The 15,270-nt window shown below is 34.9% G+C and carries 12 protein-coding genes and 2 pseudogenes; 8 read left to right on the plus strand and 6 right to left on the minus strand.

Annotation, left to right across the window (positions count from 1 at the left end):
- Positions 1 to 5 precede the first annotated feature (5 nt).
- From BXY64_RS08140 to BXY64_RS08150, 3 genes are read left to right on the plus strand one after another with little or no spacing between them, the layout of a single operon-like run.
- The gene (locus BXY64_RS08140) at positions 6 to 1,316 is read left to right on the plus strand and encodes a CotH kinase family protein (RefSeq protein WP_170150612.1); all 1,311 of its coding nucleotides are present in this window, start codon (positions 6 to 8) and stop codon (positions 1,314 to 1,316) included.
- A complete protein-coding gene (locus tag BXY64_RS08145) occupies positions 1,317 to 2,516 on the plus strand; it encodes a HEAT repeat domain-containing protein (RefSeq protein WP_120239385.1) in 1,200 nt (399 codons plus the stop codon). It begins immediately after the preceding gene.
- Positions 2,513 to 3,958: a glycosyltransferase family 2 protein gene (locus BXY64_RS08150; RefSeq protein WP_120239386.1), complete on the plus strand. Its 1,446-nt coding sequence runs from the start codon at positions 2,513 to 2,515 to the stop codon at positions 3,956 to 3,958. Before BXY64_RS08145 ends, BXY64_RS08150 begins: the two co-directional genes overlap by 4 nt.
- On the opposite strand, the gene BXY64_RS21685 is transcribed toward BXY64_RS08150, so the two are convergent.
- From BXY64_RS21685 to BXY64_RS08170, 6 genes and pseudogenes are all read right to left on the minus strand, one after another.
- Positions 3,955 to 5,139: an ATP-binding protein gene (locus BXY64_RS21685; RefSeq protein ID WP_394340478.1), complete on the minus strand. Its 1,185-nt coding sequence runs from the start codon at positions 5,137 to 5,139 to the stop codon at positions 3,955 to 3,957. The two genes, BXY64_RS08150 and BXY64_RS21685, sit on opposite strands and share 4 nt — an antisense overlap.
- Positions 5,113 to 6,033 (minus strand): annotated as a pseudogene (locus BXY64_RS21690) (PAS domain-containing protein); the annotation flags it as partial. The gene BXY64_RS21685 and the pseudogene BXY64_RS21690, both read right to left, overlap by 27 nt.
- A gap of 171 nt (positions 6,034 to 6,204) precedes the next feature.
- Positions 6,205 to 6,960, minus strand: a pseudogene (locus BXY64_RS21695) (ABC transporter substrate-binding protein); the annotation flags it as partial.
- 104 nt (positions 6,961 to 7,064) lie between these two features.
- Positions 7,065 to 7,646, minus strand: coding sequence for a DUF3332 domain-containing protein (locus BXY64_RS08160; RefSeq protein ID WP_170150614.1), 582 nt, complete (start codon positions 7,644 to 7,646; stop codon positions 7,065 to 7,067).
- 193 nt (positions 7,647 to 7,839) lie between these two features.
- Positions 7,840 to 9,081 carry an ammonium transporter gene (locus BXY64_RS08165; RefSeq protein ID WP_120239389.1) on the minus strand — a complete coding sequence of 414 codons (1,242 nt, stop codon included), beginning with the start codon at positions 9,079 to 9,081 and terminating at the stop codon, positions 7,840 to 7,842.
- A gap of 37 nt (positions 9,082 to 9,118) precedes the next feature.
- Positions 9,119 to 9,466, minus strand: a complete 348-nt coding sequence (locus BXY64_RS08170) for a P-II family nitrogen regulator (protein WP_120239390.1) — start codon at positions 9,464 to 9,466, stop codon at positions 9,119 to 9,121.
- An 811-nt stretch (positions 9,467 to 10,277) separates the two neighbouring features.
- Between BXY64_RS08170 and hisG the strand changes: the two genes are divergently transcribed.
- From hisG to hisH, 5 genes are read left to right on the plus strand one after another with little or no spacing between them, the layout of a single operon-like run.
- On the plus strand, positions 10,278 to 11,138 hold the full coding sequence (hisG, locus tag BXY64_RS08175) for an ATP phosphoribosyltransferase (RefSeq protein WP_120239391.1): 861 nt from the start codon (positions 10,278 to 10,280) through the stop codon (positions 11,136 to 11,138).
- Positions 11,139 to 11,177: 39 nt separating this feature from the next.
- A complete protein-coding gene (hisD, locus tag BXY64_RS08180; RefSeq protein ID WP_120239392.1) occupies positions 11,178 to 12,476 on the plus strand; it encodes a histidinol dehydrogenase in 1,299 nt (432 codons plus the stop codon).
- Positions 12,473 to 13,525 (plus strand): histidinol-phosphate transaminase, encoded by a 1,053-nt coding sequence (gene hisC, locus BXY64_RS08185; RefSeq protein ID WP_120239393.1) that lies wholly within the window; start codon positions 12,473 to 12,475, stop codon positions 13,523 to 13,525. The genes hisD and hisC overlap by 4 nt, the downstream gene beginning before the upstream one ends.
- A 3-nt stretch (positions 13,526 to 13,528) precedes the next feature.
- Positions 13,529 to 14,674, plus strand: a complete 1,146-nt coding sequence (gene hisB / locus BXY64_RS08190) for a bifunctional histidinol-phosphatase/imidazoleglycerol-phosphate dehydratase HisB (protein ID WP_120239394.1) — start codon at positions 13,529 to 13,531, stop codon at positions 14,672 to 14,674.
- Between the two features lie 3 nt (positions 14,675 to 14,677).
- The gene (gene hisH, locus BXY64_RS08195) at positions 14,678 to 15,268 is read left to right on the plus strand and encodes an imidazole glycerol phosphate synthase subunit HisH (protein ID WP_120239395.1); all 591 of its coding nucleotides are present in this window, start codon (positions 14,678 to 14,680) and stop codon (positions 15,266 to 15,268) included.
- Positions 15,269 to 15,270: the final 2 nt, after the last annotated feature.

The raw sequence follows: 15,270 nt of genomic DNA on the forward strand, positions 1-15,270 counted from the left end.
AAATGATGAAGTCTTTACTCATATTGTTGTGTTGTGTTGTTGTAAGTTCTGGTTTATTTGGTTCAAATAATCAGGACAAGGATAAGAGTGTGGCTGGAGATGAAATATTTGGCAGTGAAAAAGTTCATGAGATAAGAATTAACTTTTTGCAATGTTCTGCATGGGATTCCTTGGTAAATCATAAAGATGCTCGCGACTCTTTAAACCTGAATAAGTATTTGCAGGGAAATGTAGAGGTAAATGGAAAGAAACTTTATGCTTGTGGAGCAAGAATAAAAGGAGAGTCGTCCTATGATTTCTATCCAGGAAGGAAGAAATCTTTGAAAATAAATTTTGGGAAGTACATTAAAAAGCAAAAGCTAGATGGTTTAAAAACCATTAATCTGAATAATGCTTTTAAGGATCCCACTTTTATGAGAGAAAAATTATACCTGGATTTTATGAGATCGGAGGGATTGCCTGTTCCAAGATCTACTTACGCAAATGTATATGTAAATGGCGAGTTGTTTGGTTTGTATGTGTTGGTTGAAGAAATCAATAAGGGTTTTGTAAAAAGAAATTTTGGTAACAAGTCTGGTGCATTTTTTAAAGGAGAGCCCAATGCAAGTTTGCTTTATATAGGCGATAATCAGTTGGACTACGAACGATCCTATAAGATAAAATCAGATGATAGAAAAGACTATCAGGTATTGATGGATTTTATTAAAACGCTTGATGACTGTGTTAAAATGGATCAGGATGCTTTAAAATATCTAGAAGAGGTTTTTGATGTTTATGAATGCTTAAAGGTATTTGCAATCACCAGCTTGTTTATGAATGTTGATGCCATGAATTTGTTGCATCGTCATAATTACTATTTGTATAAAAGTACTTTAGATTATCAGTTTAAGTGGATTCCTTATGATGGTAATTATGCATTTTGTGCATTTAGTTCAAAGTTTACGATGCATGAGGCAGAGAATTTAAGTGTTTATTTTAGGAATGATAGGTATGAAAATACCTTGATGAAAACTGTTTTTGGGATTAAAAAATACCGTGACTTTTATACAAACTACATAAAGGAGTTACTGAATGAAAAGTTTACAACGGATTATTTAGTGCATAAAATTGATAGGCTTGCCATTACGCTAAGAAAACATGTTTATCAGGATACAATGAAAATGTATAGCAATTCGGAATTTGAGAAGAATCTGATGACGCATTTGGGTGATGAGTTGGATCCGGGAGCATTTATTCCAGGATTAAAGATATTTGCTAAGAAGAGAATTCAAGCAGTAAGGAGAGAGTTAAATATTAAAGTAAAGGACAGAGATTAAATGTTATTATTGGATCAACATATTATTCTATTTAACTTTCAGGAATTGGTGAGTTCCACTCCAGATCTCTTGTTTATTGTCTTCGATTTTTTAGGTAATATAATAGATCGGATACAGGCTTTGATCAATTACGTTTTTGAAAGATTGCCTTATAATGCATTGAATCGGTTGATTGTATACATGATACTGGTTTTCTTTGTATCCTTGATTGTATTGCTGCCAACAATTATAATTTCAAAATTATACTTGGCTTATCAAAAGACAAGGTACAACCAAATTCATGTAAAATATTCTCAGGCCATTATTGCATACCTAATAGGAAGTAAAGAAATCAATGAAATTTGTGATAGAACTAAACTAAAATCAAGTCGTTTTCATCGAAACGTCATGATTGATGTTTTGATGGCAATAGATAAAGCTGAAAATAAGACTGTTAGTGATAAGATAAGAGCCTTGTATGTGAATTTAAAATTGAATCAGGAATCAATTCGAAAATTGGATAAGTTTTCCTGGAATAAAAAGATTTTCGGAATCCGTGAATTGAGTCACATGAGAATAAAGTCCGAGAATCAGAAAATTATATCTTTTCAGCAGAAAAACAATGATGTATTGAGGATAGAATCACAAATGGGATTAATAAAGCTCTTGCCTTTTGTTCCTTTTGCATTTTTGGATTCGCAAGAGAAACCTTTTACGGTTTGGGAGCAAATTAATGTGTTTGACTTGATACGAAAGAAAAGGATTGAAATTCCTGAGTTTCATTTGTGGCTGGATCATTGGAATGATTCGGTGGTAATGTTCTGTCTGGATATGATTAGGGTATTAAAGCAAAAGCAAGCAGCGCCAAAGGTTTTGGAATTGATAAATCATGACAATGACTTTGTAAAAGGAAAAGTGATTAAAACATTAATTGATCTGGAAAGTTATGAGGCAATTGCAAAGCTCAAGGAAATGTATCATTTGGAAGAGTTGCCAAATCAATTAAATATTCTTAGATCCATTGGACAGTTAAAAATGGATTCGGAAATAAATTTTTTGGAAGATAAACTGAAGAGCGATGAATTTAAGATTAGGATGGAGGCGTGTAAATCAATTGCAAAAATTGGAGAAACAGGTGTCGCCAGACTTAATGTTTTATCTGTAAATGCTGATGAAGAATTAAAAGGGATTATCAACCACGTATTAGATCCTAGAATATGAATTACGATGAGTTAATAAGGTTTATTAGTTATTTTTTGGATAAGGTATTCATATCTTATGCATTCTTATTGATATTTAGTTATACAGCACTAAGTATTGTTTCGGGTATTGCCTTAAATTACTATCTGAAGAAGAATAGTTTTGTGGATTATAGTGTAATTCTCGATTCACCTCTAGCTCCGTCGGTTTCAGTTTTGGTCCCAGCCTTTAATGAAGCAAAAACCATTGTTGATAACATTGAGTCAATATATACTATACACTACAATAATTTCGATGTAATTGTTGTAAATGACGGAAGTACGGATAGTACATTCGAAGAGCTACAAAAAGCTTTCAAGTTAGAGCGTGTTTATTTTGCAATAAACCATGAGATAGAAACGAAAGAGGTTCGAGGAGTTTACAAATCGAATCTTGAGACCTATTCAAACCTAATAGTTGTTGACAAAGAGAATGGAGGAAAGGCAGATGCTTTAAATGTAGCGATTAATGTTTCTGATAAGGATTTATTTATGGCTATTGATGCTGATTCGATTTTGGAACCTGATGCAGTATTGAAGCTGGTGAAACCATTTCTTGAAAGAACAGATAGAAGGGTGATTGCAGCAGGAGGTGTTGTTCGTATTGCAAATTCGTGCGTAATTGAAAATGGAAGAATTACAGAGGTTTCTGTGCCAAAGAATTTACTGGCCAGAATGCAGGTTTTGGAATATACCAGATCTTTTTTAATGGGGCGAATGGCTTGGGCCAAATTAGATGGTTTAATTATTATTTCAGGTGCCATGGGAATGTTCGAACGCGATGTGGTGGTACAAAGTGGCGGATATGCTCATACCATTGGTGAGGATATGGAGCTGGTGGTACGAATTCGTCGATACATGTCTGAGCAAAGAGAGAAGTACAAGATAGAATATGTGCCCGATCCTTTGTGTTGGACTGAGGCTCCTTCAGATGTTTCTACTTTTGGACGTCAGAGAAGTAGGTGGACCAGAGGTACCATAGAAACCTTAACCGATCATTCAAAAATTTTCTTTTCACCAAGATATGGAGCTATGGGAATGCTGGGATATCCGTTTTGGTTTTTGTTTGAATGGCTGGCTCCTTTGGTCGAAGTTCTAGGTATCCTCTATGCAATTATTCTATATTTTACTGGAAATCTAAGCTTGAATTTTATTCTGATTACCTTCCTGTTTGTATACACATTTGCCTTGTTTTTTACAACCTGGGCAATTCTCTACGAAGAATTGACTTTCCATAGGTACGAAAAGAAAGGAGATGTATTCCGATTGTGGATTGCAGCTCTTCTTGAACCATTTATATTACACCCGATATCTTTATTTTTCTCAATTAAGGGTAATATTCAATATGCCAGAGGGAACAGAAAGTGGGGTAAAATGGAACGTAAAGGTTTTAAGCACAAGCAAAGACCAAAATCAAAGGTTTAACTGCTAGCCAATAAGAATTGATCTATTCTATTTAATAGTTTTTCTGGATTTAAAGGCTTTGGAAAAAAGTCATTACAACCTGCTAATATGGCTAATTTCTTATCATTTTCCGTTGCATAAGCAGTTTGTGCAATAATAGGTGTGTTCTTGAGATACTTTCTGATTTCTTTAGTAGCATCCAGTCCGTTCATTTCAGGCATCTGAATATCCATTAATATCAAGTCTGGTTGATATCCCGATTTGCATAAATTTACAGCCTCTTTGCCATTTTTACTTATCGTGATATTAGCACCGGTATTATCTAGTAATTCCTCCAGAAAGCTAATGTTTATATCCACATCATCCACAATAAGAATTTCCTTTCCATTCCAAGAAAATCTAAGTTGTAGATTATTGTTTTCATTTGGTTCGATTTCTTTTTCTTGTATCGGAATATAAAATTGAAATTTAGAGCCTTTATTTTGATTAGATTCTAGTTCTAATTTTCCATCCATAAGTTCAACAATTCCTTTTGAAATTGGCAAACCTAGCCCAGCTCCTCCAAATTGTCTTGTGTAAACATTTTCTATTTGGGCAAAGCGTTCAAATATGATGTCATGCTTTTCTTCAGGTATTCCTATTCCGGTGTCTTCGACAATGAAATGCAATTTCGATTCGTTTAAGTTCGCACTAATTTTAATGTATCCTTCTTTTGTAAATTTCAGAGAATTATTGATTAGATTGATCAAAACTTGTTTGATCTTGCCAAGATCAGACTCGATTTTATCCAATTCTTTTGGAACGTTACAGAAAAATGAAATTTCCAGATTTTCTTTATGATATTTTGGTTTTTCAATTTTAAATAATGTATCAAGGTCGTTAAAGAGTTTTGAAATCGAAAAAGTACTTTTGATTGCTTTTAATTGATTGACTTCTAGATATGATATATCTATGATGTTATTGATGATTTCTAGTAATTGTCTGCCATTTTGATTCAAAATATCGATATACTGTTCTTTCTTGTTTTGTGATAGATTTTCTTTTAATAGTAATTGACTAAAACCTAATATTCCATTCATAGGAGTTCTGATTTCATGACTCATATTAGCAAGAAAGGCTGATTTTAATCGATCACTTTCCTCTGCTTTTTCCAGCGCAGCTTTTAGTTTATTTTCGGCCTGTTTCAGAGGAGAAGTATCCATTAGAAATGCCAGGAATTCGTCATTGTTAAGTTTAACCGCATTAATAAATGCTGGAAAATTCCTGTTCTTAACAGACTTAATCATTACTTCACCTTGAATTTTTCCTGTTTCCAAAAGTTGTTGCATCATCTCAACATTCTTTACAAGTTGTAATGTAGAGAAGAAATCTTTTATATGATAATTAATTTCTTTAGATTCAATAATGTCCAGAAGTTTTAGAAAAGCAGGGTTTGCAAATTTTACTTTGGTGTTTTTATCAAATATTACAAGGCCGTTTGGTGATTCGTTAATATAGGTTCTGAGTTTGTATTCGCTGGCAATTAAAGCTTGTTCGGTCTCTATTCTGTTACTAATATCATTCATCAGCCAAATTTCTTTACCATCGAAACAATAAGCATGAAATTCAACTTGTTTTATTTTTCCTGATTTTGTGGTAATGGAAGTGATTGTTGGATTTTTAAATTTTTCAGATTTATTATTCTTGTAAGTCTGATAAATTATATCTTTCTGATCTTTGTAAAGGGTAGTGAACCAGGAGTTAATGTCTGGAGTTTCTTTATTGGTATATTCGGTTATTTCATGAGCCTTTTTATTGGTAAACAATACATCTCCCTCTACAAGAATTGCTCCCGAAGGTAAGTTTTCTATCACCTCTCTAAAACGCTTTTCAGATTTTATCAACTCCTCATTTTTTAGGCTGATTTTCGCAGTTTGTCTGTCAACGGCCTTTTTTAATTCTTTGTTAAAAATATAAAGGTATAATGAAATGATAACAACAATTGATATGGTTATCATTGATATGATTAGTGCCCACTTTAACCATTTTGGCGTTTTAAATTGTTCTTGCTTGTAAATAAAACCACCTAAATCGTAATTGGTAGAAACCATGCCCATTTGTGCGCAAATTCTTGCTATGTTATCCAGTCTACCAGGATTAATATGACCAATTTCCACATAATCATTTAAAATTAACTTTTGAATTTGCTTTGCTTCAAATTGCAGGTGCTTTTTGCTTTTTTTTACCCCATAGTTATCAATGAGTATATCAATAATTTCATCTTGATTTTTTAATGCATATTCCCAACCTTTTTTTGTGGCTCTAATAAATGCATCAACACGCTTTGGATTATTTTGAATTTCTTTTTCAGTAGTAAATATTCCATCACCATAAAAGTCAATTCCATAACTTTTAGGATAAATAACTGTATAAGCGATTCCTTGCTCATGCAGGAAGTATGGTTCGTTTGTTGAATAGGCATTTAAAACATCGGTTTTACCGGTAATTAAATCATTAATATCATAAGTTGTTGTTAATCGCGATATATTGTCTAAAGGAATTCCCTCTGTGTAAAAAATGGCTAATAGTTCGGGGTCTCTATACTCATCAAGAAGCATGATTCGCTTGTTGATAAGATCATGAGCAGTGTTTATCTCGGATTGTTTTAAGCTGAGGAATATAGATGGCGAACTCTGAAAGATTGAGGCTAGTAACACAATGGGTTTTTTGTTTATGCGTTCGATCAAAATATCATTAGCACTTACGCCGTATTCGGCTTCTCCCTGTAATACAATTTCGACTGCATTAACTGTACCACCTTCTAAAAGTTCTACATCTAAACCTTCATTTTTGTAAAATCCTTTATGTAGAGCAGCGTAATATCCAGCAAATTGAAATTGGTGATAATATTTTAGCTGTAATCTGATTTTATCAAAGTGTGGAGCATTTTTCGGATCGCTGGCTTTAGCATTAACAGCAAGCAAAAAAATAGCAAAGGTTAAAATCAGCTTAAAAGGGAGGAATGGTATTGGCGATTTGTTCATGTTAACAGCATTTAACGTGCTGTCAATAAAGTTACATTTATAGTATGGAGCATCAAAATTTTGAGAAAGAAAAATCCCCGACTTTCAAGAGTCGGGGAGGATTGTTATTTCATTGCCCAATTGATGGACTTGGAATTAACCTGTTCTTTTATTAGTGCTAAATCGTAGCTATTTGGGTTAACCTGAATCTTCTCACCGTTTGGCTTATAGATTTCTATTAAGTTAGCTTCTTCGTTGAAACTTACTAGCTTTTGTAATTCCTTGTCACCATCCTTTAGGCTCCAGCTTGAACTTGTTGGATCATATACCAATTCTGCAAAGTTTCCTTTGTTTGGCCCTTTTATTTGTTCGATGTGAAATTTGTTTTTTGTAGCTGTAATTCGGTATTTTTTTCCATCTTTTTTAACGATCTGAACATCTTTTTCACCTTCTTTCATTGCTACAGGATTATCGCCAGACCAAAACTCAATGGTGTTTAAAACTAAACCATCAACCAAAACTGCAACTTCGTAAACCGGAATTACTACAAATGCAAAAAATACCAATGCATTTGTAAATTTATCGCCTACGGTACCATTCCATTCATGAAGGTTTTTAGTCAAACGAAAAGGACCGTAACATCCTGTTTGACCGATACTAAGAGTAAAAAATAGGCAGGCTAATAAGAAAATATTAATCTTTTTCATGTTCATCAATTTAATTTATTACTATATGTATTTACAATTTTATCTTTTGCAAAAGAACGCCAAATAAAGTCAATTATTGTCATTCATTTTGTTTTCTACACATGAAATTACAAAGTATTTTTTACAAAAAAAAGATGATGGAAGAATCTTACTTCACATCATCTTTATTGAGAAACGAGTATTTGTTTGGTAATTAATGGTATGCTTTTTCGCCGTGCTCGTATATGTCCAGACCTTCTTCTTCAACAATTGCCGGCACCCTTAAACCTATAGTCTTATCTAATAATTTGAATAAGATATAAGCAGTTCCTAAAGCCCAGGCTGCAATAGCTATGACACCTAAAGCTTGAATTCCAAGAAGTTTAAATCCACCTCCATATAAGAGACCACCATCAGTAGCAAAAATTCCTACTAAAAGAGTTCCTAGTGCTCCATTCACACCATGAACTGTAATTGCACCAACAGGATCATCAATTCTGAGTACTTTATCAATAAACTCAACTGAAAAGACAAGTGTTATACCTGCTAAAATACCAATTACGATTGCAGCTTGAGGTGTAACAATATCACATCCGGCGGTAATGGCAACAAGTCCAGCCAATGCACCATTTAAGGTTAAGGAAAGTGTTGGGCGTTTATATCTCATCCAGCTTACTGCAAGGGCTGCAAGAGTTCCGCCAGCTGCTGATAAGTTGGTTGTTAAAAAGATATGAGAAATGGCAAGGGTATTATCCGACCCAGAGGCAGCCAGCTGAGAGCCAGCATTAAATCCAAACCATCCGAACCATAGGATAAATACTCCGAGAGCTGCAAAAGTTAAGTTATGTCCTGGTATTGCATTTGCTTTCCCATTGTATTTACCTATACGTGGTCCGATAATGGCAGCGCCTACCAATCCCATCCATGCACCAACAGAATGAACAACACTTGAACCTGCGAAGTCGTGGAAGCCAAGATTGCTTAACCATCCGCCTCCCCATACCCAGTGCCCGGAAATAGGATAGATAATAGCTGTGGTGATTATACTAAAAAATAGATAGGTTTTAAATTCCGTTCTTTCTGCTACTGCACCTGATACAATTGTTGCTGCGGTGGCTGCAAATACAGTTTGAAACATTAGAAATGAATAGTCAATTTCAGGACTTGATTCTTCCAGAAAGGGAAGTTTTCCAATGAATCCTCCGATATCAGAACCAAACATTAAAGCGTAGCCAATTAAGAAAAATGAAATGGAGCCAACACCAAAATCCAACATGTTCTTCATTAGGATGTTTGCTGTGTTCTTTGCTCTGGTAAAGCCAGCTTCTGCCATTGCAAATCCAGGCTGCATAAACATTACTAAAGCAGCAGAAAGTAGTACCCAAACTACATCTAATGAATGACTCGTTGCTGTAACTGTTGACTGTATTGTGTTTAAACTTAGAGTTTCTTCCATGATAATAATTTAATTTCGTGAATAATTAATGCTAGCTCTATTCTTCATCATATAAGGAGCGATCGCCAGAATCTCCTGTTCTGATTCTGTAAGCATCAAGAACTTCATAAATGAAAACTCTTCCATCTCCTATTTCACCTGTAAATGCATTTTCACGAATGCTAACAATACAGCTATCTACAAATTTGTCTCTTACTATAAATGATATCATAGTTCTTTCGATACTACTGGTATCATATTTAACGCCTCGGTATACTCTTTTTTCCACCGATTTTCCTACACCTCTTACATCCCAAAATGTCAGGTAGTCGATGCCTATTTCGTGTAGTCCTTTCTTAACGTCTTCAAATTTAGTTTTGCGAATAATCGCTTCGATCTTTTTCATAAATTTTTCTATTATAAGATTTTAATTTCGTTGAGTCTTCTAGTTTGAAACACCGAGGTTCCCCGGATTAAGGAGCCTCGGGTTTCGTATTTAGACCAAGCGTAAATTCGACTGTTGTCGAAAAATTGAAGAAATTGACAGTTTTTGATGTCTTGAATAAAGCAGGTGTGCTTTATCTTCTGAATTCCGAAAATTGATTTTCATGTGGTTAATAATGGTTTTTAATAATAGTTAGCAATTTTAGTTTTTTTCTTAAGCAACCCTTGCTTAAAAAAGGGGGGTGTATTAAATATTTGTGGTTTTTTAATAAATACACCTGGTGTTTTTAGGGGTTGCTTTTGTAAAAGTATTAAAAATTTCACACCAACAAATAAAAATAAGGGGTTCTTTTTTCGAAAAGTGTATTTTTTTAAATTATATCGTTTCCGAAGAGGGGGTGTGTTGAATTATTTTGTTTTTTTAGAGAATAACCTTATAAAATAATAGGGGGTGAGCTTGAGAATAGAGATATTCATGTGATATCAATTTAGAATAGAATCTATGTGTCTAAATCGTTAACTTTTCAATATTCTTGAAAAAAAGATTTGTCTGAAAAAAAATAAATGCTAATCTTTGCTCCACACAAAAAGAACAAAAATGAAGTTTATTGCATTACATCATCGTCATCATCATTTTACTTACCCGCAGGTGAGCTGACGATGTTATGCACTATTCCGAAAAAGATATTTAACTAACATTAAAAATGCCCGCCTGATTCAGGTGGGCATTTTTTTTACCCATGATGGATCAGGTGGTCTCAAAATTTTAAATCATGGGTGAAAAATTAAAAATTGCAGTTCAAAAGTCAGGAAGACTTAAAGAAGATTCTCTTAAAATCCTTAAAGAATGTGGAATTTCTATCGATAATGGAAAAGATCAGTTAAAAGCCAGTGCCTTTAACTTTCCATTGGAAGTTTTGTATCTTAGGAATTCAGATATTCCTCAGTATGTGGAAGATGGAGTGGCTGATATTGCTATTGTAGGTGAAAATGTAGTAATAGAAAAACAAAAAGAACTTGAAATACTACAGAAGCTTGGTTTTTCGAAATGTAGGTTGGCAATGGCTTTGCCAAAGGATGTTGAATACAATGGTCTGGAGTATTTTAATGGTAAAAGGATAGCTACATCCTATCCAAACTCTCTACAGCTATTTCTTGATGAGAATAATTTGAATTGTGATATACACGTTATTTCTGGTTCGGTTGAAATTGCTCCAAATATTGGCTTGGCTGATGGTATTTGCGATCTTGTAAGTTCAGGAAGTACTTTATTTAAAAACGGATTACGAGAAGTAGAGCAAATTCTAAAATCAGAAGCTTGTTTGGTTGCCAATAAAAATATGTCTGGTATAAAACAGGCCATTCTAGATAGACTAATGTTCCGATTGAAATCTGTTTTGGCAGCAAAGAACAATAAATATATTCTTTTGAATGCTCCAAATGAGAAGGTCAATGATATCATCGAAGTATTACCTGGAATGAAAAGTCCTACGATTATGCCATTGGCCCAGGAAGGATGGAGTTCTTTACACTCTGTAATTAACGAAAATGACTTTTGGGGAGTGATTGATCAGTTAAAATTGAATGGTGCCGAAGGTATTTTAATCATCCCAATTGAAAAGATGGTACTATAATTTAAAAGGAATAGACTATTAATCACAGAATATTTAATCATGCAAGTAATAAAATACCCCGATAAAAAAGACTGGAAGGCGATTTTGTCACGTCCTTTGATTGATAATGATGATTTGGAGGATGTGGTAAACCAAATTTTTAATGAGATAAAAACTGGTGGAGATAAGGCTCTGAAAAAATATACCTGGCAGTTTGATAAAATTAAAATTGATAAGCTTGAGATTACTCAGAAGGAAATCGATAAAGCTGAGGAACTGCTAAGCTCTGAATTAAAAGATGCTTTATTGGTTGCTGCCAATAACATTAAAAAATTTCATGCTGCTCAATTTCAAAAAACTGAAGTTATAGAAACCACAAAAGGGGTTGAGTGCTGGAGAAAGGCTACACCAATAGAACGAGTGGGATTATATGTTCCGGGAGGAAGTGCTCCTTTGTTTTCTACTGTCTTGATGTTGGGGATTCCGGCAAAACTTGCAGCTTGTAAAGAGATTGTTTTGTGCACACCACCGGGTAAGGATGGCAAGATTGATCCGGCGATTCTATACGCCAGTAAATTGGTTGGGGTAGATAAAGTCTTTTGTGTAGGTGGAATTCAGGCTATCGGGGCTATGGCATTTGGAACAGAAAGTATTCCTAATGTGTATAAAATTTTTGGTCCGGGAAATCAATTTGTTACTGCGGCAAAGCAGAGGGTAAGCAAACTGGGTGTGGCAATTGACATGCCAGCAGGCCCTTCTGAAGTATTGGTTTTAGCAGATGAAAGTGCGAATCCGGAGTTTATAGCTTCCGACCTGTTATCACAAGCGGAACATGGGGCAGATAGTCAAGTGATTTTTGTGACCTGGGAAGAATTCTTGGTTAAGGAAGTTCAATTTGCAGTTGATAGGCAGTTAAACAAGCTTTCTCGCAAAGAGATTGCCGAGCAGGCCTTGCAGAATTCTAAAATTATTTTGGTTTCTTCATTGGATGAAGCATTGGACTTGAGTAATGAATATGGCCCTGAACACCTTATTATATCTGTTAAGGATGAAGGAAAATGTGTAGACAATATATTGAATGCAGGTTCAGTGTTTTTAGGAAATTATACTCCGGAGAGTGCGGGTGATTACGCTTCAGGAACAAATCACACATTACCAACCAATGGATTTGCTAAATCCTTTTCAGGCGTATGTCTTGAATCTTTTATGAAGAGTATTTCATTTCAAAAGATTAGTGAAAAAGGTTTACTTGAACTGGGACCGGTAATTGAGGTGATGGCAAAAGCTGAACAATTGGATGCTCACTGCAATGCAGTAAGTGTGCGTTTACAAAAACTGAGAGAGGAGGTCAAAGGATGAATACAAGATTTACACTTGATAATTTGATTCGACCGAATGTGAAACAATTGGTTCCATACTCTTCTGCTCGCGATGAATTTTCGGGCAATGGTTCTGTATTTCTCGATGCAAATGAAAATCCATACGAAAATGGAGTCAATCGTTATCCTGATCCTTTGCAAAATCAATTGAAAAAAAGATTAACTCAATTAAAGGGAGTTCCCCCAACAAGAATGATTCTTGGAAATGGAAGTGATGAGGTAATTGATCTATTGTTTAGAGCATTTTGTGAGCCTAATAAAGACAATGTTGTAATTTGTACACCTACTTACGGAATGTACGAGGTGGCAGCCAATGTTAATGCAATTGAAATTAAGGAAGCTCCTTTAGATAAGGATTTCCAGCCCAATATTGATTTGGTAATGGATCTCTCGGATGAGAACTCCAAGATGTTGTTTCTGTGCTCACCTAATAATCCTACCGCAAATTTGTATAATGAAGATAGGATTGTTCAACTCCTGAAAGCATTTCCGGGGATTGTAATTGTAGATGAGGCTTACGTAGATTTTGCTCCCGGGAAATCAGTCCTGGATAAGTTAGATGAATATCCAAACCTTGTAATTCTTCAAACTTTGTCGAAAGCCTGGGGCATGGCAGGAATTCGATTGGGAATCGGTTTTGCATCAGAAGAAATTGTAGGAGTGTTGAATCGCATTAAGCCGCCATATAATGTAAATAGCCTAACACAAACAAAAGCATTGGAATTGCTTGATGATGAGGCGAAGTATGCAAATCAGGTGAACGAAATTTTACAAGACAGGGAACTGTTAAGCAAGTTTCTTTCTGGCTTATCATGTGTAGAAAAGATTTATCCATCAGATGCTAATTTTATTTTGATTAAGGTGGATGATGCCAAAAAACTATACAATTACTTATTGGAAAAAGGAATAATTATTAGAGATCGTTCAAAGATTGTTGGCTTGGAAAATTGTGTAAGAATAAGCATTGGCACCCAAGAAGAGAATAAGCTATTGTGCGAATCATTAAGCGAATACAACTCTAAATTTTAAGCTATGAATACAAAAAAGAAAGTTCTTTTTATTGATAGAGATGGTACTTTAATACTTGAACCTCCTGTAGATTATCAAGTGGATAGTTTAGAGAAGCTGGAGTTTTATCCGGCTGTGTTTAAAGGCTTATCTAAAATTGTTGATCAATTGGAATATGAGTTGGTGATGGTGACCAATCAGGATGGTTTGGGAACCGATTCATATCCTGAAAAAACATTCTGGCCTGCACAAAACAAGATGTTGAAGACCTTTTCAAATGAAGGAATTGAATTTAGCGATATCTGCGTTGACAGAACTTTTCCTGAAGAAAATTCACCTACCCGTAAGCCGGGAACTGCTCTTCTGACCAAATACTTTTCGGAAGAATACGATTTGGCCAACTCTTATGTAATTGGTGATAGGTGGACGGATGTGGAATTGGCTAAAAATCTGGGATCGAAAGCCATTTTTATCACATCAAGTGGAAATATTGGAGATGATGAATTGACGGAATCTAAAAATGATCTTCAAGCATGTATCGCACTTGCAACGGATAGTTGGATAAAGATTTACGAATATCTAAGGTTAGAGGAGAGAACAGCAAGAATAGAACGTGATACCAAGGAAACTCAAATCGAAATCAAATTGGATTTGGATGGAGAAGGAAAGGGAGAATTTGATACAGGAATAGGCTTCTTCGATCACATGTTGGATCAAATTGCCAAGCACGCAGGTGTTGATTTATCGGTAAAGGTAAAAGGTGATTTGGATGTTGATGAGCACCATACCATTGAAGATACTGCCATTGCTTTGGGAGAAGCTTTTAATAAAGCACTGGGTTCAAAGTTAGGCCTTGATCGTTATGGCTTTTCTTTGCCTATGGATGATTGCTTAGCACAGGTATCTTTAGATTTTGGTGGAAGAAACTGGCTGGTTTGGGATGCTGAATTCAAGCGTGAAATGATTGGAGGTATGCCTACCGAGATGTTCTATCACTTTTTTAAATCATTTACCGATGGAGCTGCATGCAATTTAAATATTAAGGCAGAGGGACAAAATGAGCATCACAAAATAGAAGGCATTTTTAAAGCCTTGGCCCGAGCCATTCGTATGGCCATTAGAAGAGATGTAAACTGCTTGCAATTGCCATCAACAAAAGGAAAGTTATAAAGAATGAAGAAGCAAAATATTGTAATTATAGATTATGATGCGGGTAATATTCAGTCGGTAAAATATGCCTTTGAGCGATTGGGAATTACTCCAATAGTTTCTAAAGATAAAGAGGTGATTCGTAATGCGGATAAAGTGATATTTCCCGGAGTTGGAGAGGCCTCATGGGCAATGAATTCTCTAAAAGAAAATGATCTGATTGATTTGATTCCTGACTTAAAGCAGCCAGTATTGGGAATTTGCCTGGGAATGCAATTAATGTGTGAAAGTACTGAGGAAGGGAACACCAAGGCTCTAGGCATTTTTCCTGTATCCGTAAAGCGTTTTTCCAATGAGCAAAAAGTACCGCATATGGGCTGGAACCAGCTGGATGATTTAAAAGGAGGATTACTGAATGGTATTAAGCCAAGTGAATTTACCTACTTTGTGCACTCTTACTATGTGCCACTTATAGAGGAAACAATTGCCAGTTGTGATTACATTGTACCTTTTAGTGCGGCCTTGCAAAAAGATAATTTTTATGCATGTCAGTTTCATCCCGAAAAGTCGGGTGATGTTGGAGTAAAAATTTTGAAAAACTTTATCAATCTTTAAGA

This window comes from Marinifilum flexuosum, from assembly GCF_003610555.1.
In the GTDB taxonomy this organism is placed as follows: Bacteria; Bacteroidota; Bacteroidia; order Bacteroidales; family Marinifilaceae; genus Marinifilum; species Marinifilum flexuosum.